The sequence below is a fragment of the Enterococcus sp. DIV0421 genome, from assembly GCF_051713745.1.
Classification (GTDB): Bacteria; Bacillota; Bacilli; order Lactobacillales; family Enterococcaceae; genus Enterococcus_D; species Enterococcus_D casseliflavus.
This window is the reverse complement of the sequence record NZ_JBIOQM010000001.1, coordinates 810,151-830,610: the sequence shown is the minus strand read 5'-3', so window position 1 is coordinate 830,610 and position 20,460 is coordinate 810,151. Positions and strand designations below refer to the sequence as shown.

The 20,460-nt window shown below is 42.4% G+C and carries 22 protein-coding genes; 17 read left to right on the top strand and 5 right to left on the bottom strand.

What is annotated here, in order from left to right; genetic code table 11:
* Positions 1 to 8 precede the first annotated feature (8 nt).
* Positions 9 to 647: an HAD family hydrolase gene (locus IGI96_RS03940; protein WP_086337899.1), complete on the top strand. Its 639-nt coding sequence runs from the start codon at positions 9 to 11 to the stop codon at positions 645 to 647.
* Between the two features lie 376 nt (positions 648 to 1,023).
* Entirely contained in the window at positions 1,024 to 1,269 is a 246-nt protein-coding gene (locus IGI96_RS03935; protein ID WP_016608418.1) for a hypothetical protein, read from the top strand.
* A gap of 27 nt (positions 1,270 to 1,296) precedes the next feature.
* On the opposite strand, the gene IGI96_RS03930 is transcribed toward IGI96_RS03935, so the two are convergent.
* Positions 1,297 to 2,070, bottom strand: coding sequence for a MurR/RpiR family transcriptional regulator (locus tag IGI96_RS03930; RefSeq protein ID WP_010749961.1), 774 nt, complete (start codon positions 2,068 to 2,070; stop codon positions 1,297 to 1,299).
* Positions 2,071 to 2,250: 180 nt separating this feature from the next.
* Between IGI96_RS03930 and IGI96_RS03925 the strand changes: the two genes are divergently transcribed.
* The 4 genes from IGI96_RS03925 (at position 2,251) to IGI96_RS03910 (ending at position 6,886) form a co-directional block, all read left to right on the top strand.
* Complete coding sequence (locus IGI96_RS03925; RefSeq protein ID WP_016608417.1) at positions 2,251 to 3,822, top strand: alpha-glucoside-specific PTS transporter subunit IIBC; 1,572 nt, start codon at positions 2,251 to 2,253, stop codon at positions 3,820 to 3,822.
* A 28-nt stretch (positions 3,823 to 3,850) separates the two neighbouring features.
* Complete coding sequence (locus tag IGI96_RS03920) at positions 3,851 to 5,182, top strand: 6-phospho-alpha-glucosidase (RefSeq protein ID WP_010749959.1); 1,332 nt, start codon at positions 3,851 to 3,853, stop codon at positions 5,180 to 5,182.
* 65 nt (positions 5,183 to 5,247) lie between these two features.
* Positions 5,248 to 6,414: an MFS transporter gene (locus IGI96_RS03915; protein WP_086337900.1), complete on the top strand. Its 1,167-nt coding sequence runs from the start codon at positions 5,248 to 5,250 to the stop codon at positions 6,412 to 6,414.
* Between the two features lie 13 nt (positions 6,415 to 6,427).
* Positions 6,428 to 6,886: a PTS sugar transporter subunit IIA gene (locus IGI96_RS03910; RefSeq protein WP_016608416.1), complete on the top strand. Its 459-nt coding sequence runs from the start codon at positions 6,428 to 6,430 to the stop codon at positions 6,884 to 6,886.
* A gap of 56 nt (positions 6,887 to 6,942) precedes the next feature.
* On the opposite strand, the gene IGI96_RS03905 is transcribed toward IGI96_RS03910, so the two are convergent.
* From IGI96_RS03905 to IGI96_RS03895, 3 genes are read right to left on the bottom strand one after another with little or no spacing between them, the layout of a single operon-like run.
* Entirely contained in the window at positions 6,943 to 7,716 is a 774-nt protein-coding gene (locus IGI96_RS03905) for an ABC transporter permease (protein ID WP_438784833.1), read from the bottom strand.
* A 5-nt stretch (positions 7,717 to 7,721) separates the two neighbouring features.
* On the bottom strand, positions 7,722 to 8,525 hold the full coding sequence (locus IGI96_RS03900) for an ABC transporter permease (protein ID WP_086337901.1): 804 nt from the start codon (positions 8,523 to 8,525) through the stop codon (positions 7,722 to 7,724).
* The gene (locus IGI96_RS03895) at positions 8,522 to 9,496 is read right to left on the bottom strand and encodes an ABC transporter ATP-binding protein (RefSeq protein WP_438784832.1); all 975 of its coding nucleotides are present in this window, start codon (positions 9,494 to 9,496) and stop codon (positions 8,522 to 8,524) included. Before IGI96_RS03895 ends, IGI96_RS03900 begins: the two co-directional genes overlap by 4 nt.
* A 399-nt stretch (positions 9,497 to 9,895) precedes the next feature.
* On the opposite strand from IGI96_RS03895, the gene IGI96_RS03890 reads away from it, so the two are divergent.
* The 3 genes from IGI96_RS03890 (at position 9,896) to IGI96_RS03880 (ending at position 12,452) form a co-directional block, all read left to right on the top strand.
* Positions 9,896 to 10,564: a CPBP family intramembrane glutamic endopeptidase gene (locus IGI96_RS03890; protein ID WP_060791459.1), complete on the top strand. Its 669-nt coding sequence runs from the start codon at positions 9,896 to 9,898 to the stop codon at positions 10,562 to 10,564.
* 300 nt (positions 10,565 to 10,864) lie between these two features.
* Entirely contained in the window at positions 10,865 to 11,929 is a 1,065-nt protein-coding gene (locus IGI96_RS03885) for a DUF1002 domain-containing protein (RefSeq protein ID WP_086337903.1), read from the top strand.
* 151 nt (positions 11,930 to 12,080) lie between these two features.
* Positions 12,081 to 12,452, top strand: a complete 372-nt coding sequence (locus tag IGI96_RS03880; protein ID WP_010749951.1) for a YccF domain-containing protein — start codon at positions 12,081 to 12,083, stop codon at positions 12,450 to 12,452.
* A 255-nt stretch (positions 12,453 to 12,707) separates the two neighbouring features.
* Here the strand turns inward: IGI96_RS03880 and IGI96_RS03875 are convergent, their stop codons facing one another.
* Complete coding sequence (locus IGI96_RS03875) at positions 12,708 to 13,559, bottom strand: MurR/RpiR family transcriptional regulator (RefSeq protein ID WP_438784831.1); 852 nt, start codon at positions 13,557 to 13,559, stop codon at positions 12,708 to 12,710.
* Positions 13,560 to 13,711: 152 nt separating this feature from the next.
* Here IGI96_RS03875 and gnd point away from each other — a divergent pair, with 152 nt between their 5' ends.
* The 8 genes from gnd to IGI96_RS03835 all read left to right on the top strand — a co-directional run bounded on the left by gnd (position 13,712) and on the right by IGI96_RS03835 (position 20,450).
* The gene (gene gnd, locus IGI96_RS03870) at positions 13,712 to 14,593 is read left to right on the top strand and encodes a phosphogluconate dehydrogenase (NAD(+)-dependent, decarboxylating) (protein ID WP_086337904.1); all 882 of its coding nucleotides are present in this window, start codon (positions 13,712 to 13,714) and stop codon (positions 14,591 to 14,593) included.
* A 29-nt stretch (positions 14,594 to 14,622) separates the two neighbouring features.
* Entirely contained in the window at positions 14,623 to 15,624 is a 1,002-nt protein-coding gene (locus tag IGI96_RS03865) for a D-isomer specific 2-hydroxyacid dehydrogenase family protein (protein WP_010749950.1), read from the top strand.
* Positions 15,625 to 15,639: 15 nt separating this feature from the next.
* On the top strand, positions 15,640 to 16,743 hold the full coding sequence (locus IGI96_RS03860; protein ID WP_005228431.1) for an iron-containing alcohol dehydrogenase family protein: 1,104 nt from the start codon (positions 15,640 to 15,642) through the stop codon (positions 16,741 to 16,743).
* A gap of 11 nt (positions 16,744 to 16,754) precedes the next feature.
* Entirely contained in the window at positions 16,755 to 17,588 is an 834-nt protein-coding gene (locus IGI96_RS03855; RefSeq protein ID WP_005228432.1) for a PTS mannose/fructose/sorbose/N-acetylgalactosamine transporter subunit IIC, read from the top strand.
* A gap of 19 nt (positions 17,589 to 17,607) precedes the next feature.
* Positions 17,608 to 18,465, top strand: a complete 858-nt coding sequence (locus IGI96_RS03850) for a PTS system mannose/fructose/sorbose family transporter subunit IID (protein WP_074535421.1) — start codon at positions 17,608 to 17,610, stop codon at positions 18,463 to 18,465.
* An 18-nt stretch (positions 18,466 to 18,483) separates the two neighbouring features.
* Positions 18,484 to 18,990 (top strand): PTS system mannose/fructose/N-acetylgalactosamine-transporter subunit IIB, encoded by a 507-nt coding sequence (locus IGI96_RS03845; RefSeq protein ID WP_005228434.1) that lies wholly within the window; start codon positions 18,484 to 18,486, stop codon positions 18,988 to 18,990.
* A 103-nt stretch (positions 18,991 to 19,093) separates the two neighbouring features.
* The gene (locus IGI96_RS03840) at positions 19,094 to 19,969 is read left to right on the top strand and encodes a hypothetical protein (protein ID WP_086337905.1); all 876 of its coding nucleotides are present in this window, start codon (positions 19,094 to 19,096) and stop codon (positions 19,967 to 19,969) included.
* A 25-nt stretch (positions 19,970 to 19,994) separates the two neighbouring features.
* Positions 19,995 to 20,450 carry a PTS sugar transporter subunit IIA gene (locus IGI96_RS03835; protein WP_086337906.1) on the top strand — a complete coding sequence of 152 codons (456 nt, stop codon included), beginning with the start codon at positions 19,995 to 19,997 and terminating at the stop codon, positions 20,448 to 20,450.
* The last annotated feature ends 10 nt before the right edge of the window (positions 20,451 to 20,460 follow it).

The window sequence follows — 20,460 nt, the reverse complement described above, 5'->3', positions numbered from 1 at the left end:
GCAATAGGATGACTACCGGAATTATTTTTGATATGGATGGTGTTTTGATTGATAGTGAAGAGTTTTATTTCAAAAGAAGAATGGATTTCTTTCAAAAGATCAAGATCGCACCAGGATCCATAAACATGGAAGAGTATGTCGGAAAGACGGAAAAAGGAATCTGGGAAACTTTAGTTCCTAATGATCAAGCGTTGCGAAGCAAGTTGTATTTATTGTACAAAAAGTATCAAAAAGATTATCCCATCAATTTCCAGCAAGTTTTGCGAAAAGAGGCAGAACCTTTACTCAGAGAATTAAAAAAAGAACGAGTAAAGATTGGATTGGCCTCGTCCTCACCATTGCGAGAGATAGAAAACATGCTTTCTCAGTGTAATCTTGAAAAATATTTTGATTGCGTTAGTAGTGGGGAATCCCTGAGAAAAAGCAAGCCTCATCCAGAAATTTATCTGAAACAAAAGCAAGCGCTCGCGTGTTCTTATTTTTTTGCGATAGAAGACTCAGTGGTGGGGATTAAAGCCGCAAAAGCAGCAGAAATATATACCATAGCTTTAAAACAGTCATTTTATATTGATCAATCAGAGGCGGATGAACAAATTAGCGAGTTGAACGAAATTCCACAAATTCTAAGAAGAAAGACACTTGTCTAAAGATTCTTGGCAGTAAAAATTTTTTCAGGAACAATTCCCTTGATGAGACCTAAGTTCGGCTAGTTAAGAGAAGGGTTGGTCATTCTTAAATCTTTGTTGATCAATAATGGTAAGAAATGTGAGCCTCATCTACACATAGATGCGTCTTTTAATGTCTGATTATCAACGCTTGTTATGCAAGGCTATTGAATGATTTTTATCAGTACTGTATTTAAAAAAACCAGAACTCCTATCCGGAATTCTGGTTTTTTTGTTTATATTTGACAATTTCTATAGGCCAGACGCTGGCGAGGAGTCAATGCTTGTGGATGCAAATCAAAAAATGAGTATTATTTTGACGACTTAAAGTGTATTTGAATAGAAGAAAACGTAAGATATGGCAATCAAGCAAACCAACAATAAACCAGAGAGTGACAGAAAAAGCAGCATGATTCGTTTCTTCTTCAATCCAAGTACAAGTATCACTACATTCAATAGAAAGAAAACAAGTAAAATCGCTAAATATTCCATAACTGGTCCTCTTTTACGTTTTTATTTATCTTACCAGAGATTGGCTGCTTTTCCTAGCAGAAATTGGCTGAAAATGGCTTATTCAAGCGTCTTTCAAAATACTGTAAGTTAAATGAATGAAGGAAAATCAAGAGAACTTTTATGGCTCTGAGACGCTTGCGGCTTGTTTTTGCCAAGCATCATATTTTAACAATAAGTACTCGATCACAAAGAAAAGTGTGGCGGTCGTTTCAAAGGGAGCGATCGCATTTTCGGTTGACTGGATCTCTGGATTTAAAAAGAAAATCGTTTCAGAACAGAGTTTAGAAACCGTTGAGTTTCTCAGCTTCGTGATCCCGATCGTGTTGATGTTGCGCTGTTTCAGTTGCTTTGCTAGTTTGACAACGGTGGGTGACTCACCATTTAAAGTAATCAAAATCACTAAATCATCTGGCTCGATGATGCGATAAAATTGTTCATTGACTGAGATCGCACCAAAATCGTAGACAAGTAGTCCATTAGGCAAAAATAAGAGTTTCATATAATTGGAAACAAGGTTTTGAATGTCCCCTGAACCATAGACAAAGATTCGCTTAGCGTGAGCCATCATTTTGCACAATGCTGTAAAATCTTTCTTTTTTAAATTTTCAATCGTTTGAATATGATTGTCGAGAATTTCGCCTTCAATCTCAGAGAGTAGGGCATTTTCTTGTTGTACCTCGTTCTTTAAATGGTATTTGAATTCTGAAAAGCCATCAAAGCCGATTTTTTGACAAAAGCGCATAATCGTCGTCCTAGAAACGATGCACTCCTTGGCTAAATCATTGATGGACATTGCCAAGCAGTGCTTTTTGTGAGTGGTGATGTAGGACCAGATCAAAAAGTCATTCTCGGTTAATCTTGATTGGTAGGTAGTGATACGGTCTTGCAGCATAGGCTATCTCCTCATTTTATCTCTCCATTGATAATGTGTGACAATTCACATTTTATGTGAAAAAAACCTTTCAAATGTGAGAAACTTTTAAACAACGGAAAAGGGTTTCATAGCATCATTTTAATAGTAAAATGAGAATCAGTAAAGCGCTTAACTAAAAAACGTGAAGGACGAAAAACTATGATGAAAAAAATTCAAAGGTTCGGCGGAGCGATGCTGGCACCGGTCATGCTGTTTTCCTTTTTTGGGATCGTTATCGGCTTTTCTCTGCTATTTTCGAATCAGACGATTATGGGGGATATCGCAGCACCAAATACCCTCTGGTTCAAATTTTGGAATGTGATCGCAGCAGGAGGCTGGACGCCCTTCTTCCAATTACCGCTTTTATTTGTAGTAGGGCTGCCGATCAGTCTAGCTAAAAAATACGCCGCCCGCGCTACGATGGAGGCACTCGTTACTTATATCGCTTTTAATTATTTTGTAAATGCAATTTTAACTTTGTGGCCAGAATCATTTGCGGTAGATTTAGCTCAAGGGGCAACTGCTGGTTCTGGGTTGACCTCGATTGCAGGAATCATCACCTTAGATACCGGCATGATGGGCGGCTTGCTGATTTCGGGAATCGTTGTCTATCTCCACAATCGCTTCTATGAAAAAGAATTGCCAGAAATGCTGTCGAATTTCAGCGGATCAGTCTTTGTAACCATGATTTCCTTTTTTGCCATGGTTCCTTTGGCAGTACTCATGTGTTTTGTCTGGCCAGTTATCCAAGAGGGAATGAGAAGCATGCAGGGCTTTTTCATTGAATCAGGAAACTTCGGTGTCTTTATTTATCAGTTCTTGCAAAAAATACTGATTCCAACAGGCTTGCATCACTTTGTTTATGCACCGTTTGCCTATGACAGTGCGGTTGTCGAAGGGGGAATGGCCGTTTATTGGGCCTCCCACATTGGCGAGTTCCAAACTACTGCATTTTCGCTGAAAGAACTCTATCCGTTTGGCGGTTTCTCACTATCAGGAATGTCGAAAGTCTTTGGAACGGCAGGTCTGAGTTTAGCGATGATCCAAGCGGCTCGGCCTGATAAAAAGAAAAAAGTGATCGCATTGATTGCACCAGCAGCATTGACGGCTATTTTGACCGGAATCACTGAACCAATCGAGTTTACTTTCTTGTTTGTTGCACCAGCATTATGGTTTGTTCATGCTTTACTGGATGCTTCGATCGCCACAATCTCCTATGCTTTCGGGGTTGTCGGGGACTTTGGCGGCGGATTGATCAACTGGTTAGGTCTAAATTGGCTGCCCTTGTGGAAATTTCACAGTTCAACTTATATTACCCAAATCATTATCGGGCTGATTTTTACCGCTATCTGGTATTTTGTGTTCTCCTTTATGATCAAGAAGTTCAACTTAAAAACGCCTGGACGTGAGGATGATACTGCAGCAATGCAGTTGTATACAAAAGCAGATTATGACAACAAAAAGCAAGATGAAAAATTACCAAAACATGTGCGGCAAGCACAGGCCTATATGCACTTGGTAGGTGGGAAAGACAATGTCATTGATGTAACGAATTGTGCGACACGGCTGCGTTTGACTGTTAAGGATGCCGACAAAGTTGCAGATAGTACGCAGTTTCAAGAAGCAGGTGCCTCAGGATTGGTCAACCCTGGAAATGGCGGCATTCAAATCATTGTAGGATTAACGGTACCAACGGTTAGAGAATCATTCGAAGAACTAATGGCCGAATAAAACAGAATCACAAGGAGGAACAAGTACCATGAGTAAGAAAAAAAGTTCAATTTTAATTGCAGGTGGCGGAAGTACCTATACACCATCGCTAGTTATGATGTTATTAGAAAGTCAAGAGCGCTTTCCAGTTAGAAAAATCAAATTTTATGACAACGATGAAAAGCGACAAGAAACCGTAGCAAAAGCTTGTGCGATCATTATTGCTGAGCGAGCGCCAGAAGTACAGTTCGAATATTCAACCGATCCAAAGGAAGCTTTTACGGATGTCGATATCGTAATGGCACAGCTTCGTGTCGGCAAATATGCTATGCGGGAACAAGATGAGAAAATTCCTTTTAGGCATAATGTTGTCGGACAAGAGACATGCGGACCTGGTGGTTTAGCTTATGGCCTGCGCTCGATTGGACCGATCTTAGAACTAGTCGACTACATGGAAAAATACTCGCCAGATGCCTGGCTTTTGAACTATTCCAACCCAGCAGCAGTCGTTGCCGAAGCGACCAGAAGATTCCGACCAAATTCAAGAATCATCAATATTTGTGATATGCCAGTTTGTTTGGAAGATATCATGGCGCGAGTGATTGGGTTGAAGGATCGGAAAGAATTTGAGACGAGCTATTTCGGCTTGAATCATTTTGGCTGGTGGACCAGCATCAAAGACCATGACGGCAATGACTTAATGCCACAAATCAGTGCGCATGTTCAAAAGTACGGCTACACCGAACAAACACAAAAAGGCCAGCATAAAGAAAGCAGTTGGCTGGAAACGATGTGGGCGGCTAAAGATCTGCACGAAATTGAACCAGAATTTTTATCGAATACCTATCTGAAATATTATTTGATGGCTGATGAAACGGTGGCTCATGCGGACAAAGAGTATACCCGTGCCAATGAGATCATTGACGGACGAGAGAAGTATGTGTTTGATGAATGCCGACGAATCGTTGCAAACAACACAGCAGTTGATACAACATTTGCCTCAAACGAACATGCTTCCTTTATTACAGACCTTGCTTGCGCACTAACCTTTAATACGAAAGAACGCATGATTCTGATTGTTGAAAACAACGGCGCAATTGCCAACTTTGCCCATGATGCAATGGTGGAACTGCCTTGTCTAGTTGGAAAAGATGGCTACGAAGTCTTGTCGATCGGTGATATTCCAACATTCCAAAAGGGATTGATGGAGCAGCAGATCGCATCTGAAAAATTGGCAGTTGATGCTTGGGAACAAGAGTCTTACCAAAAATTGTGGCAATCCTTTACTATGAATAAAACTGTACCAAGTGCGAAAGTCGCCAAAGAAATATTAGATGAAATGATTGTGGCGAACGAACCATATTGGCCAGAACTTAAATAGGTTCAGCAGGTAAAAAGGAAAGGGATCGGCTGAAGGAATTTCCTTCAGCTGATCATAAACAAAGTATGGAAATCAAACACAAATTTCAAGTAATCTATTTTGTTCAATATGCAACGATGGCGATTTTGATGACACAAATCGTTCCTTTTTTAACTGAGCAAGGCTATGATGCGCTTGAAAGAGGCTGGTTTTTAGCCTCCTACAGCATCACGACAATTCTTTTTCAGTTAGTGATCGGCTATTATTCGGACAAGAGCAAGCGATTAAAACGTATTTCGATGCTTCTGATGATCTTTCTGGTTTTCTTCTCCATTAGTTTTTATTGGTTAGGAAAAGACCACTGGCTGATCCATCTTCTGGTATTGGCTATTGCGGGTGGATTAGCCAATACAACAGCAACGGTGCTCGATAACTGGGTATTATCGGAGTCCAGTACTTCAAAAAGAATTGCTTCAATCAAAGCAAACGGCTCTTTAGGGTGGAGTATGATGAGTGTCTGCGTGCCATTCTTTTTATTTTCCAATAATTATCGCTGGTTTAGTTTGCCGCTGCTCCTCTTTTTGCTTATCAATTATACATTTTCACGAACGATCCCAGAGAAAAACGTCTTACCGCAAAAGCAAGGAACAGCAACAAACAGCGGTGTCTCGCTGGCAGACATTCTTCTGTTATGCAAAGACCGACGCTTTTTGGTTTATACGGGACTGTTCTTTCTCTTGTACTTGACGATCGTTGCGAACAATACGGTCGTTATCGACAAGCTGATTACAATGGAAAGAGGCAGTGAATTTGTTGGTCTGAAATGGTCGATCCAATCCTTTTGTGAAATTCCAGCGTACCTTTTGCTGAATCGCATGATTGCTAAATGGAAAAATGAGCGCTTGATTTTGATTGCAGGTATATTTTTAACCTTACAATTTTTTGTCTATTGGCTTGCTAGTAGCCCATTCTTACTTTTGGCAGCCAGTTTTCTGCAGTTTTTCACTGTACCGGCATTTACTATCGGCAGTCGAATGATTATCAGTGCTATTACACCGCCAGCTGTTTTTTCTTCTGGACAACTGATATCAATCAGTGTGTACATTGGTGCGGCATCGTTTCTTTCGCCATTAGCTGGCGGCTTTCTTTCTCAGGTGCTGTCCCTCGATACTGCCATCTTTATCTTTGGTTTATTGCCCTTCGTAGCTTTTCTTATCTATTCTAGCTGTCAGAGAACACTGTCGGCAATCTAAGGAGGAATTACGGATGCTTTTTAAAAGAAAAATAGAAATTTGTGCACCGGCAACAGGCCGACTGCTACCGATCGAAGAAGTACCAGATGAGGTATTTTCGTCTAAAATGATGGGAAATGGATTTGCCGTTTCTCATCATCACGGAAAAATCTATGCACCAGCAGCCGGGACGGTTCGAACGATTTTTCCAACACAGCATGCCTTAGCCGTTGAGTTGGTGGATGGCCGTTCCCTTTTGATCCACATGGGAATTGAAACAGTGGCGTTAGCAGGGGAGCCCTTCACGATCGCGGTCCAAGAAAACCAGTCAGTCACGACAGGTGAGCTGCTGGCAGAAATGGATGTAGCAGCAGTTGAGGAAATGGGCAAAGAGACCATGGTGATCGTTGTCTTCATGGAGGAACAAGGCGGGAAGTGCCTGCGAACTGACGGCGATATTCAGCAAGGAGAAGCTGTTTTTCACTTGAAATAACCGAATAAAAAAAGGAGCGCATTCTCTTAGTTTCAAAGAGAGGCGCTCCTTTTTATTTACGAACCCGTAGAAATATAGTTCTTCAAACCTACTCGCCAAAAGAAGAAGGCGGGAAAGGCAAAGAGTAGACAAACCAAGGGTGATAAGATCCACCAAGGATTAGTTACGCGACCAATGACATACAGAAACGGATAATACTGAAACCAAGCCATCGGCACGACGTAGGTCAATAAACGCAAGACGTGTTTTCCGTAGATACTGAAGGGGTAGCGGCCGAACTCGCGGGCACCATCGGTAAAAATATTCATAAATTCAAGTCCTTGGATCGTAAAGAAGGAAATGGCGGCATACACTAAGAACAATAGGGCGAAAAAGAGGGCGCCGCAGACGATCATCAGAAAAAGAGTCAGGACATTTCCAAAATGCCAAGCAATTCCACTATTAGGAATCGCATAAGCAAACAACAGCAAGGCTTGAATAAAACGGCCAAGACGCAAGAATTCCATTTTGGAAGCTAAGACTTGAAAAATCAAGGAGCGAGGGCGCACGAGTGCCCGATCGAACTCGCCATTACTGATCATTTGCGGAAAAAGATCGAACCCGCGAAAGAAGCATTCCGCAATCGAAAAGGCAAACAAAACCGTCGCAAAGGAAAGTAGGACTTCCTCAAAGGTGAAGCCATCCACTTGATGAAACCGGGTAAACATAAACCAAATGCCTAAAAAAGCAGTAAAGGAGCCTAGAAATTGTCCTAAAGCGGTTAACACAAAGGAAACTTTATACTGCATCTGACTTTTGAGATGAATACAAAAATAATGCCAATAAACCATATTCCTTAACCTCCTTGCACAACGACGCGTTTGAGCGCCTGCTGCAGCCAAATTTTTCCGATCACGATCAAAAGTACGAGCCAAAAGGCTTGTAAGAGCAATGCTGAAACCAGCGCAAAGCCAGTCAGATCCCCGTTGTAAATTCGCAGCGGGACGTTTTGCATGGAAGCAAAAGGCAGTAGTTCCACGAATTGGCGAAAAGGCTGCGGAAAGAAAGGCAGAGGAATGACCCCACCAGCTAAAAATTCACCGATGGAGCTGATGACGATCCGCACCCCGATGGAGGATAATGTATAAAAAGTCGAGATGTAGACCAGCTGCGACATAGCGATCACTACACCTAAACTCAGCGCCATAGACAAAAGAAACAAGAACAGGGCAACGATGTTTGCTGGCAGAATTAAACGATAAGGTGCTGGCAGTAAAAAGGCAATCACAAAAATCGGTCCGCAACGCAAGACGGCTTTTGCTAAGCGATTGGCAGCCGATTGGTAAAACCAGCGATTGTATAGATCCATCGGCCGCACAAGTTCATAGGCGATCGACCCTGTGGTGATGGTATTGAAAATTTCTGCCTCAAAGAACCACAACATAAATAAAGACAAGAAGGCTTGCTGGAGCCAAACATAGGAGACGGTTTGTTGAAAGGTCATGGGAAAGGCACTAGGATCTGCTTGGTAAAAGGCGTGGAATGCCAGAATTTCCATCAAGCCCCAAGCTAGTTGCGTAGCCATCCCGGCAATTGCCGCCGAGCGGTATTGCAAGGTATTGATAAAGCGGATGCGGAAAAATGCCTGATACTTCCTCATATCTGATACTCCTGATACAGCTTGGCGACCATTTCTTCGGCGGTGATACTGGCAACGGCCAAATCGGTGATCTCGACTTGACTGCTGAGCAGACTGAGCAGCTGAGCGACCGACACTTCTTTGGGATCAAGCTTCAGAACAAGGCGACCGACGTTTTTTTGAAGAAGTTGGACATTTTCTGGCAGATGGGGCTCATTCCCTTGATAGTCGACCTCCAGCGTTTTGACATCAGAAAAACGGTGCTTTAGTTCATCGAGGCGACCATCTAGCAAAATTTGCCCTTTGCCGATCAACAGAATTCGTTGTGTCAGCGCCTCGATATCTTGCATATCGTGGGTCGTCAGGATGACTGTGGTACCTTTTTCTTGGTTTCTTTTTTTGATGAACTGACGCACGGCGATTTTTGACACAGCATCTAAACCGATGGTGGGTTCATCAAGAAATAAGATTTTGGGGTCATGGAGTAAGGAGGCTGCGATCTCACAGCGCATACGCTGACCGAGACTTAAGGAACGAGCAGGGGTTTTTAAGATCTCACCTAAATCTAGTAAGGTGACTAATTCTTCTAGGTTGCGTTGATAACTAGCAGCGTCGACTTTGTAGATATCACGAATCAAATCAAAGCTGTCATTGACGGGGACATCCCACCAGAGTTGACTGCGTTGCCCGAAGACGACGCCGATGTCTTTGACATGTTGGATACGTTCTTGCCAAGGCGTACGACCATTGATGTGACAAACGCCTTGATCAGGGGTCAAAATCCCGCACATGATTTTGATGGTGGTACTTTTTCCAGCACCATTAGGCCCGATGTAGCCAACCATTTCGCCTTCATTGATGGTAAAGCTGATGTTTTGCAACGCATGGACGGTGGTGGTTTCACGAGAAAGAAAGGCTTTGGCTGCTTGGCGAAAGCCGCTTTTTCGCTTGGATACTTGGAAGGTCTTGCTGAGGTGTTCTACTTGGATCATTTGGATTCACTCACTTTCTTTTGACAAACGCGACAAAAAGAGCATTCGAAATCGAATACTCGCAACGAGTTGGTCCAAACGAACATGGTTGGGGCAGCGGTTCGTCAGCCAAACAAAAGTAGGAACAGTGTAGCATAAGAGAGCGCTTTTTTCAAACATTACTTATATTTTTTTTTGAAAAGAATGGGAATGAAAAAGCGTGGTTTATTCGATAAAATGAGCAAAATAACTATTTTTATTTTTTATTAGTTGTAAATAATGAGGAAACTAAGTATCATTATAAGCAGCCGATAGTGGCTAAGCATTTTCTGGAAACATGGGGAACCAAATGATGGGCTGTGTCATGATTTGTCGTAACCCGATCCTGAAAAATGCAATGAGCAAACAATGGAGGAGAGCATGAAAGCAGTAAAGAATGTCTTTATTTTGATTGGCTTATTCTTACTTAGTCAAGTAGGGATGACCGCATTTAGCGTGGTAAAAATCTATTATTTGGAAGCAGGAGAACCGACGATTCCTGCGATGATCAGCTATGGGTTGATTGCCTTGCTTTTGGCAAACATTGGTCTACTGATGTTTTTGGCTAAAAAGTTAGGACTTGCCACCTTTGACTTTGGCTGGTCAACGAAGAAAAATTGGCTATGGATCGTCGGAGGGTTTGTTTTAGGTCGAGTCGTTGCAGTTGGCGGAACGCTCTATCTGCAGCATATATCCGATCAAGAGGCGACCGCCAATGATGCATTGTTAGGGGAACTGTTTACAGGCGAAAATCCGCTTTTGATCTTTTTATTGATCGCTGTTGCTGCGCCAATTATGGAAGAGATCGTTTTTCGTGGTGGGTTTATTGGCCTTTTATTCGAGAAATACCCAATAGTCGGGATCATTTCAAGTGTAGCGGTTTTTAGTATCATCCATTCCGTCACCAATCTGGTCGAGTTTTTGATTTATGGTGCTATGGGATTGATCATGGCGTTGATTTATGTTAAAACTAAGCGTCTAGAAACAGCCATCGCCATGCATTTTCTTAACAACGCCTTGGCGGCGATCGCAATGATCTTGCTAGGATAAGAAAGTCAGCAAAAACCACCAAATCAAAACGATTCGGTGGTTTTTGTTTACTCTGGCAGCTGTTTGAAATCCTACGCTGTTGGTTTTGCTAAAAAAACAGTTGATGAAAAGAAAAGCGTCTAAAGTATTGCTGTACCAAGGATAGTACCAAATTGCGCCTTTTTTAAATAGCACCAGAGTTCTAAGTTTTTCTTCATTTCAGACCCTAGACGTAGGCTTTGCAAGAAAACCTATAGTACAATAACAGCAGTAAGAGGGAAAAATCCCTGAAAAAGAGATCAACACTTGGAGGATATAGTGATGAAAAAACAGACTCGAAAACCAGCGATGATTTTAGCGACTCTCTTGGTATCTAGCCAAGTTTTATTAGCAGCACCACAAGTTTTTGCTGACGAAACCAATTCAACGACCAGCAGTTCCACTGCAACAAGCAGTTCTACCGCAGCGACAGCCACTACCGACAGTCAAACAAGTACTTCTGACAGCAGTTCAGATCGTTTGCAAGTCAATGCCGTGGCAATCGGAAATGCCTTGACGAAAGCACAAGAAGACTACACACTTGAGCGCTTAGGCATCCAAGGCGAAACACCGATTTATACGACAAACGGTAATGACTTGATGAAATACATTCCCGATGGCGGCTTTACTGCAGATTGGGCGGTCTATAGCTCGGTCAGAATGCAGACTTTAGAAAGCGGGGCAGGAATCACTGTCGATATCGCGACACCAGATAACATTACCCGCATCACTGCAGCCCAGTACCAAAATGCAGCGCTGACGGCAGGGATCACTGATGCGAAGCTAACGGTCGCTTCTGCCGTACCGATCGACGGTTCCGGAGCTTTAGCTGGGGTATACAAAATCGTTGAAGAATCAGGCGGTGTCATCAATCAGAATCGAGTAGCTGTAGCCCAAGATGAAATGGATGTGCTGTCTACGATCACCGAAGAGAATAAAGACAAAGAAGGCTATTCCGATGAAGCTTTGAATGCAGCGCAAGAACAAGCGAAAACCGATTTGGCTGCTCAAACCGCAGATGGTACGGAATTAACCCAAGCCGATATTCAAGAGACAGTAGAAAAAGCCTTGAAAGACAACGGACTGGAAGGAATCGTTACGGAAAATCAAATTTCTGAATTGACCTCTTTGATGAGCGACATGCGAGACAACAATATCTTCGATGACTTCATCAAAGAATTGGATCTGTCAGAAGCCCGCAAGCAAATCGAAGAAACCTCTAAGGGACTTTGGGAAAATATCAAGAGCTTCTTTAGCGGCATCTGGTCTTCGATCACCGGTGTCTTCGGCAATGACTCAAATGAGTCTAACAATAGCAGCGAATCAACCGTTGATTCTGGGCAATAAGCATTTTACAAAATAACACATTTCGCTTGTATTAAGAAAAAAGAGAAGCGGAGCATCAGACGATAGCGCACGTCTGAGTGCTTTCGATGTCCTCTGCTTTCTTTGCTAAAACAGGAACAGTCTTTATTAAAAAAAGAAGGAGGGCAATCAGATGAATTTTTTAGGCAACGTGATTTGGTTTGTCTTTGGCGGCTTGATCGGTGCGATCTCATGGTTTTTGGCTGGGTGTTTATGGTGTATCACCATCATCGGCATTCCCATTGGTCTGCAATGTTTTAAGTTTGCGACGTTGTCACTCGCACCATTTGGGAAAGACATCGTTTACCGTGGCGGTGGCGTGTCCGTGATTCTAAATATTTTATGGTTGATTTTTTCTGGTATACCACTGGCTTTAGGCCATTTAGCTAGCGCAGTCATTCTAGCCATCACGATCATCGGCATTCCATTTGCGGCGCAATCATTGAAAATGGCGCGCTTAGCGTTGATGCCCTTTGGAGCAGAGATTGTGTCTAGTCGTTATTGATTTACCTAAAAAAAGATAGTCTTAAAAAACCACATTACAGAGCGGATAGCTTTGTGATGTGGTTTTTTTGCGAACATTAGCAAGAGTAAGGGACAAGATTTTTGGCAGGCTCAGCGCATTTGAGATTCAGAACTGAAAAAGTTGATAAGAAACCAAAGAAGAGTACAGAAAAAAGCACAAGTTTTTTTGCATATCAACTGTGATTCACAAAAGAATTAGCGAAACGCAGAAAAATGTAAGTTTTTTCTTCCCTTCTCAGGGTTCTTTGATTTTTGAAATGGAGCGCCGAATTTTGGCAATCGATTGTTGTGCTTTGTCTCGATTAATAAACATTAAGATGACATAGAGGGAATCCATGATGCTCAGTTGAGCGATTCTGGATGCCAATGCCTCTGAGCGAAACTCAGTTTCTTCGGAAATAGAGATGAAAACCACGTCGCCGAGTTTGGCTAAAGGGGAAGCAGCATGGCTAGTAATGACGATAATTTTGGCACCATTGTTTTTGGCAACTTGAGCTAGTTCAATGGTTTCTCTTGATTTTCCAGTATGAGAGATAAAAATGCCGCAATCATCTGGCGTCAACAATGAAGCCTCCATCAGTTGGATGTGATAATCACTGCTGTGAAAAACAGTGATCGGCGAGCGCAAAAATTTGTGATAGGCATCGGTTGCCACGATCTCTGAACCACCAACGCCGAAGAAAAAAAGTCGTTTAGATTGATTGATCATTGCAGCAGCAAGCTTTAAATTTTCTTCTTTCAAAAGATTTTTGGTATCAGTCAATGTGGTCATATTGGAATCAAATACTTTTTGAGCCATAGTCAATTCATTATCAGACTTCTGGATATTTTCATGGATCGAAATGGCAGAAAAATCATTTTCCTGCATCAGCATTGCCATTTTGAAGTCTTTAAATCCGTTGTAACCGAGTTTTTTTGTGAATTGAAAAAAGGTCGAATCAGCGATGCCTAATTCATTGGATAAATCACTGATTGAACTGTGGCTGACTTTACTAGGATTTTCCAAAATGTAGTCGGCAATCGCTTGTTCTTTGAGACTTAAGTCTTTATAAAGCGTTTTTATTTGCAGGCGAATCGAAACAGTCAAAGACGGTTACCTCCTTTATATGAACATTATTATCTTTGTATTGTTACGTTACCTCTTTTAAAGAAAAAAAGCAAATAAAAATTATTTTTATTTTTTGTGTTTACAAAAAAATATTTTTTCGTATAATAAAAGTATGAAATGGAGGCGCTATCATGGAGATAGGAATTATCGGACTTGGAAAAATGGGATTGAACTTGGCCCTCAATTTAAAAGATCAAGGTTATCAAGTAAAAGGGCTGGATCTTTCGATACATGCGCAGAAAACAGCGCAAGAAGCTGGAATTACACTCTATCAAACGCTAGCTGATTTGACGAATTCTTTTAGCGGCCGACGGGTTTTATGGTTGATGCTTCCTGCGGGAACTGTGACTGAGGGGATTCTTGAAGAACTATGTCCCCTTGTATCAGCGAAAGACATCGTGATTGAAGGCGGAAATTCTAATTACAAAGATTCGATTCGCCGAGCAGCCTGGTTTAAAGAAAAAGAGGTGCATTACTTTGATTGTGGGACTTCTGGTGGGGTTTCCGGAGCTAGAAAAGATGCATGTTTGATGATTGGCGGGAATGAAATCGCTTTTTCAGAGGTGGAATCTTTGTTTGCAGATGTGGCTGTTTTAGGAGGCTACCTTTATGCAGGGGAATCAGGAAGCGGTCATTTTCTAAAGATGGTCCATAACGGTATCGAATACGGAATGATGCAAGCCATCGGTGAAGGCTTTCAATTGATTGAACAAAGTGCCTATGACTTTGATTTGGCTTCCGTCGCAGAGGTATGGAATCATGGATCGGTTATTCGCAGCTGGCTGATGGAAATCGCAGCGGCCCAATTTAATGAGAGCCCTAAGTTGGAGGAATATCGCGGGGTTGTTGCAGCTTCTGGTGAAGCTAGGTGGACTGTGGAAACGGCTTTGGAGATGAATGTTGCTGTACCGACGATCGCTATGAGTTTGTTTATGAGAAATTTGTCCCAAGAAGAAGACAGTTTCTCAGCAAAAGTCGTCTCTGCGCTAAGGAATGGTTTTGGTGGTCACTAGATTGTTGCAAAAGAGTAAGGAGGAAGAATATGGAACAGTTTAAGATCGCTATAGTGAATTCCAGCAGCTTTGGAAAAATCTTTCCGCAACATATCGAGCGGTTGAAAGCAATCGGAACTGTCAGTCATTTCACGTTCGATAGCGAAATCAATGGGAAAGAATTAGCAGAAAAGCTTAAGGGATACAACATCATTATAGCAAGTGTTACCCCATTTTTTACCAAAGAGTTTTTTGAGTACAAAGATGAATTGCTACTGATCACACGCCACGGGATCGGCTATAACAATATTGATTTAGAAGCAGCGAAGGACCACCAAACGATTGTTTCGATCATTCCAGCTTTGGTCGAGCGAGATGCAGTAGCAGAAAATAACGTGACCAATCTATTGGCGCTTCTGCGCTGTACAGTTGAATCGAATACAAAGGTCCGCGAAGATCAATGGGAAAAACGAGCGAACTTTGTCGGACGCGCATTATTTAACAAGACGGTAGGGGTGATCGGTGTCGGCAATACTGGAAGTTGTGTAGTAGAAATATTGAGAAATGGTTTCCGCTGCGAGGTTTTGGCATACGATCCATATAAGTCCGCTTTGCATATTCAAAGCTATGGCGGAAAAAAAGTCGAGCTAGACGAGCTGCTAGCAAAATCAGATATTATTTGTCTATGTGCTAACTTGACGGAGGAAAATTATCATATGATTTCCTTTGAAGAAATTTCAAAAATGAAAGATCAAGTATATCTCTCCAATAGTGCCCGTGGCGCCCTTTTGAATGAAGAGGCAATTGTAAGCGGATTAAAAAGTGGGAAAATTGCTGGTCTTGCCACCGATGTCTTAGAGGAAGAGCCTGGTCATAAAGATCATCCGTATTTAGCTTTTGAAAATGTAGTTATGACACCGCATACATCGGCTTATACTATGGAATGCTTAGAAGAGATGGGAAACAAATGTGTAACGGATATTGAACGAATCGTTAAGGGGCTGCTGCCAGACCGTGCTGTTCAAGCGGAAAGTCGGTTTTTGGCTGTATAAAGGAGAGTGAAACTCGTGCTAACGGATTTAAAAGTAAAGGTTGGACCGCAAGTTTATCGTTACCATGAAGGCGCGATCGACTATGTGCCGGAAGTATTAAAAGAATACAAAGTAAAACGACTGCTGCTCGTACATGGAACGGTTTCATGGGAAAAAGCAAAACCAAAATTACTCTTTTTAGAAGATGCGCATTTGGAAATTTTTTATCATCGCTACACGGGAGAATGCAGCTATTATGGCGCTGGGCTGATTGCTGATCTTGTTGAAGAACTGGCGATCGATTTTATTCTGGGGGTTGGCGGCGGGAAGTTAGCCGACTTAGTGGGATATGCAGCACATGTAGTCAATCGACCCTTTGGACTGATCCCAACATTGGCCAGTAATTGTGCACCATGGACACCCTTGTCTGTCATGTATAAAGAGTCGGGAGAATCTGAAGGAAAGTCGGAACACTATTTAAGACAGGCTGCTTTTTTGATTACCGATCCGACGTTAGTGATCGATGCACCAGTCTCCTACTTCATCGCCGGTTTAGCAGATACGTTGGCAAAGTGGATTGAATCGGAAGCAATCTTAGCCCAACCACATTTGAAAAATGAGCCCTTCTTGCAAATGGCAGGCTATACAGCAAAATTATGCGAAACAGCTATTTTGACACAATCGAAACAAGCGATTGAAGATATGAAGCGGCAGGAAGTGACAGACGCCTTTTGTCACTTGTCGGAGATCGTTATTGCAGTTGCTGGAATGGTAGGCGGGCTAGGCGATAAATATGCCCGCAATGCAGCGGCGCATGCGATGCATGATGCCATCAGTAAATATCTGCCTGAAAGTCATCGTTTTCTTCACGGGGAAAAGGTTGCCTATGGGATGTTTTATCAATTAGCCCTTGAAGAAAAATGGACGGTCATCGATCAGTTGATCCCCTTTTATCAAGAATTGCACTTACCAATGAGTTTACATCAAATGGGTATTTTTCCTGAAGATGCACAAGTCATCGATCAGTTGGTGCAGTTCATAGATTCGAAAGAAAAAGTACACTTGATTCCAGTCTTAATCACCAAAGAACGCTTGAAAGAAGCTGTTCTTGATTTAGAAAACTATTTGAAAGAAGTTTAGGAGGAGGAAAAATGGATACATTAAGTGTTACACAAAGTTTACTGATTGCGCTATGGGTTGCAGCAGTCATGTCTCGTTGGCTCGGCGGAGGCGCCACACTGACTTTACGTTTTTCACCATTGATGACGGGATTAGTTGTCGGACTGGTGATGGGAAATGTGGCTCAAGCCATGATCGTTACTGCCGCTTTACAAATGATTTACATGGGGGTATTTTCTCCTGGCGGATCCATGCCGGCGGAACCTTCGATTGCTGCGGCGATTGCTGTACCGGTAGCTTTGCTAGGAAATCTGCAACCAGAAGCAGCGATTGCTGTTGCCGTTCCTGTTGGGTTGCTAGGGAGTTATTTGTATCAGTTCCGTTTCTTTATCAATACCTTCTTAGGAAAGTATACGGATAAAGCAGTAGAAGATCTTAATGCCAAGGCAATGACGCGTTCAATTATTTTATACCCAACGCTGGCTTCATTTATTTTATTTGTTCCGCTGGTATTTATTGCACTTTATTTAGGCGCTCCACTGATTGCTGATGTCATCAATGCTCTTGAGGGGACAGTCGTTATTCATATTTTAGAAGTAGTCGGCGGCGGATTGGCAGCGATCGGGATTGCAACTACCGTCTATGTGATCGGTCGAAAAGATTATATGGTCTTTTTCTTCTTGGCCTATTTCATGAGTGTAGTTTTCAGTTCGCTGGAAATTACCATGGTCACCTATGCGATTTTTGGCATTTTGATCGCGTTGATTTTTGTTCAGTCACAAAAAGGAAAATTGGTCCCAGCCCCAGAAACGAATACAGCATCACCATCCTTTGATGATGACGATGACTATGATGACGGGTTCTAATCGATAAGGAGGAGTAGTAATGACCGAAACAATTCAAAAAGCGCAAGGCGCACCAGAAGAAATCACGAAGAAAGATGTCACAAAAGCATACCTAAGATGGCATTTCGCCAATGAGATCCCGCATTCATTTGAACGGTATTTATCACCCTCGCTTTTATACGCCATGATGCCGATTTTGCGCAAACTTTACAAAGACGATGAGGCACTGAAAGCTGCCTACAAACGCCAACTGCTGTTTTTCAATACCCAGCTGAGTTGGGGGGGCGGAGTCATCACTGGGCTGATGTCATCAATGGAACAACAGCGGGCCGAGGAAGAGCATGAGAAAAAAGAGATTTTGATGCAAGATGATCTAATGTACAACACGAAAGCTGGTTTGATGGGTGCTTTAGCAGGAATCGGAGATGCCATCGACTCAGGAACCGTTCAATATATCTTTATTGCGATTGCTGTTCCTTGGGCACAGCAAGGAAGTCCACTAGGTGCGTTGTTCCCATTCATTTGCTTTGCACTGTATCAAGTTTCACTAGGAATGTTTTTCGCCCGTCAAGCATTTTCGATGGGGCGCAATGCAACTGGTTTGATGCAGAGTACAGGCGTCCAAACCGCAATTGAAACACTGTCGGTTCTCGGTTTGTTTATGATGGGGGTTCTGGCTGGAAACTATGTCAAAGTCAGTTCTTCGCTGCAGTTTGATATTTCTGGACGAGAATTTATTATCCAAGATATCCTTGATCAGATTGTACCAGGGATCTTGCCGTTAGCAGTTGTAATGGGCGTCTACTGGTTCTATACAAAGAAAGGATTAAAAGTCACGCAAGCATTACTATGGCTGACCTTGATTCTGATTATTTTAGCCGGTGTCGGTATTTTATAAGAAAAGGAAGTGGAAAAAATGGGTGTAGTAAATTTAGCACGAGTAGATGAACGATTGATCCATGGGCAGGTCATGATGACCTTGTCACAAAAAAGCGGAGTCAACTCGATTTTTGTAGTGGATGAGGTAGTAGCTAAGGATAAGTTCATGCGGGAATTATACAAAAATGCCGGTAGCCGCACAGGGCAAAAAACGATCGTCGTTACACCAGAAAAAGCCAAATTTTACTGGGATGAATACAACTTCAAAGATTACAACTGTATTTTGATCGCTAAAACCGTCAGTGTGATGTACGACTTAGTCAAACACGGCGTGCCAATGAAAGAATTGAACATAGGCGGTATCGCCCAAAAAGATCCCGAGAAAGATCTCTTGGTAACGAAATCTGTTTATTTAAATCAAGCTGATGCGCAAAAACTCAAAGAAATGAACGAAGCGTACGGTGTGGAATCAATCTATTTTCAAGCAACACCTTCTGCACCGAAATCAACGCTTAAAGATGTGTTGAAGCAGTTCAATTTGTAATCATTGAGCGCGTTCGTCATCTGTTGAAGAGGAAGGCGGAGGATCTTATAAAAAATAGAGTTCCTCCTTCCTTGTCAGTAATTTGTGAATAGGAGAATCCGCCATGAATCAAACAGAAACATTTCGTGATTGGCTTTTTCGTTATCGGTATGTCTACCGATCGCGTTCCACGGATAAAAGCAAACAAAGATTTTTGAAGGCACTCATCGCAGATATCATTCCGTTTCGCAAAGATCTTCAGGTGATCGAGTATGATCACACGAAAAAAAACGCCTCACGCAATTTGTATGTTGGCGATCTGACCAAAGCAAAACGGATCATCTGCACATATTATGATACACCGCCACAGCATTTCGGCGATTACCATTTTTTTGATCGGCAGGAGCAAGGGCGCAGAACAAATCAATTTATTCTGACTGCTTCAGCAGTGATGATTCTTTTTGGGTTGTTGGGTACCTGGCTTTATATCCACTTTGCCTCAGGGAGATTTCCCTTGTTGTCATGGCAAACAGCGCTTTTTGCTTTAGGAGTCGGTATTTATTTTCTGCTATTAAATCGCGTAAGCCGCGGGGCAGGATTTGAGCAAAATCTGACCCGCAATACGTCCTCTATCTTAGCGCTGCTGTCACTGATCAGTCAAAACAATCAAACAGCGACTGCTTTTGCGTTTCTTGATGAAGGAAGTTTTGGAGAACGCGGGTTGGAAGTGTTACGTGATTCAGTAGGGCCGAATGCGAAGATTTATTATTTAGATTCTATCGGCGCCGATGCTCCGATTCGAGCTATCGGCAAGCAATTCAATGAAGGGCAACTGCAGCAGCTGGCGATCGAACACAGTAGTGAAGTGATGGGCAGCATCAACTATCTGTTTTGTGCAGAAAAGCAGCAGGATCAGACGTATGTGTTGCCTAGAAAACAATTAAAGCAAAAAGAGCTGAATAGTAGGAATATGCAAAAAGTCCTTGCGTTATTTGGTTAGGAAGCGAAAAAAGGAGGAACAACATTTGTTAGGAATCGTATTGGCAACTCACGGACAGCTGAGTACTGGTTTTAAAGATGCTGCAGAGGTGATCATGGGCAGTGTCGAAAATATTGCGGTCGTTAATTTGAACCACGGAGAGGATATTCAACTTCTGGGAAACAAAATCCGTGAAGCAATCCACGAAACAGATCAAGGGGACGGTGTAGTGGTGTTTGCTGATCTATTGAGTGCGAGTCCCTACAATCAGTCGGTTGTAACGATCAATCAATTAGAAGAACCTCTTCAGGAAAAGACGTATGTGATCGGCGGAGTGAATCTGCCGATGGTATTAGAAGCGATCAATCACCAATTTTTGGCGACACCGATTGAACAGGCGGTAGCAGCAGTGATCCAGCAAGGAGAAAATAGTGTAGCGCTTTGGCACAATTCTTCAGCAGGTGATAGTAGCGAAGAAACTGATGAGGACGATGATTTTTAAAAACGAAAGG

Coding starts and splice junctions, on each gene's coding strand:
- IGI96_RS03940 (WP_086337899.1), top strand. CDS start 9: ATGACTACCGGAATTATTTTTGATATGGATGGTGTTTTGATTGATAGT.
- IGI96_RS03935 (WP_016608418.1), top strand. CDS start 1,024: ATGGCAATCAAGCAAACCAACAATAAACCAGAGAGTGACAGAAAAAGC.
- IGI96_RS03930 (WP_010749961.1), bottom strand. CDS start 2,070: ATGCTGCAAGACCGTATCACTACCTACCAATCAAGATTAACCGAGAAT.
- IGI96_RS03925 (WP_016608417.1), top strand. CDS start 2,251: ATGATGAAAAAAATTCAAAGGTTCGGCGGAGCGATGCTGGCACCGGTC.
- IGI96_RS03920 (WP_010749959.1), top strand. CDS start 3,851: ATGAGTAAGAAAAAAAGTTCAATTTTAATTGCAGGTGGCGGAAGTACC.
- IGI96_RS03915 (WP_086337900.1), top strand. CDS start 5,248: ATGGAAATCAAACACAAATTTCAAGTAATCTATTTTGTTCAATATGCA.
- IGI96_RS03910 (WP_016608416.1), top strand. CDS start 6,428: ATGCTTTTTAAAAGAAAAATAGAAATTTGTGCACCGGCAACAGGCCGA.
- IGI96_RS03905 (WP_438784833.1), bottom strand. CDS start 7,716: ATGGTTTATTGGCATTATTTTTGTATTCATCTCAAAAGTCAGATGCAG.
- IGI96_RS03900 (WP_086337901.1), bottom strand. CDS start 8,525: ATGAGGAAGTATCAGGCATTTTTCCGCATCCGCTTTATCAATACCTTG.
- IGI96_RS03895 (WP_438784832.1), bottom strand. CDS start 9,496: ATGATCCAAGTAGAACACCTCAGCAAGACCTTCCAAGTATCCAAGCGA.
- IGI96_RS03890 (WP_060791459.1), top strand. CDS start 9,896: ATGAAAGCAGTAAAGAATGTCTTTATTTTGATTGGCTTATTCTTACTT.
- IGI96_RS03885 (WP_086337903.1), top strand. CDS start 10,865: ATGAAAAAACAGACTCGAAAACCAGCGATGATTTTAGCGACTCTCTTG.
- IGI96_RS03880 (WP_010749951.1), top strand. CDS start 12,081: ATGAATTTTTTAGGCAACGTGATTTGGTTTGTCTTTGGCGGCTTGATC.
- gnd (WP_086337904.1), top strand. CDS start 13,712: ATGGAGATAGGAATTATCGGACTTGGAAAAATGGGATTGAACTTGGCC.
- IGI96_RS03865 (WP_010749950.1), top strand. CDS start 14,623: ATGGAACAGTTTAAGATCGCTATAGTGAATTCCAGCAGCTTTGGAAAA.
- IGI96_RS03855 (WP_005228432.1), top strand. CDS start 16,755: ATGGATACATTAAGTGTTACACAAAGTTTACTGATTGCGCTATGGGTT.
- IGI96_RS03850 (WP_074535421.1), top strand. CDS start 17,608: ATGACCGAAACAATTCAAAAAGCGCAAGGCGCACCAGAAGAAATCACG.
- IGI96_RS03845 (WP_005228434.1), top strand. CDS start 18,484: ATGGGTGTAGTAAATTTAGCACGAGTAGATGAACGATTGATCCATGGG.
- IGI96_RS03840 (WP_086337905.1), top strand. CDS start 19,094: ATGAATCAAACAGAAACATTTCGTGATTGGCTTTTTCGTTATCGGTAT.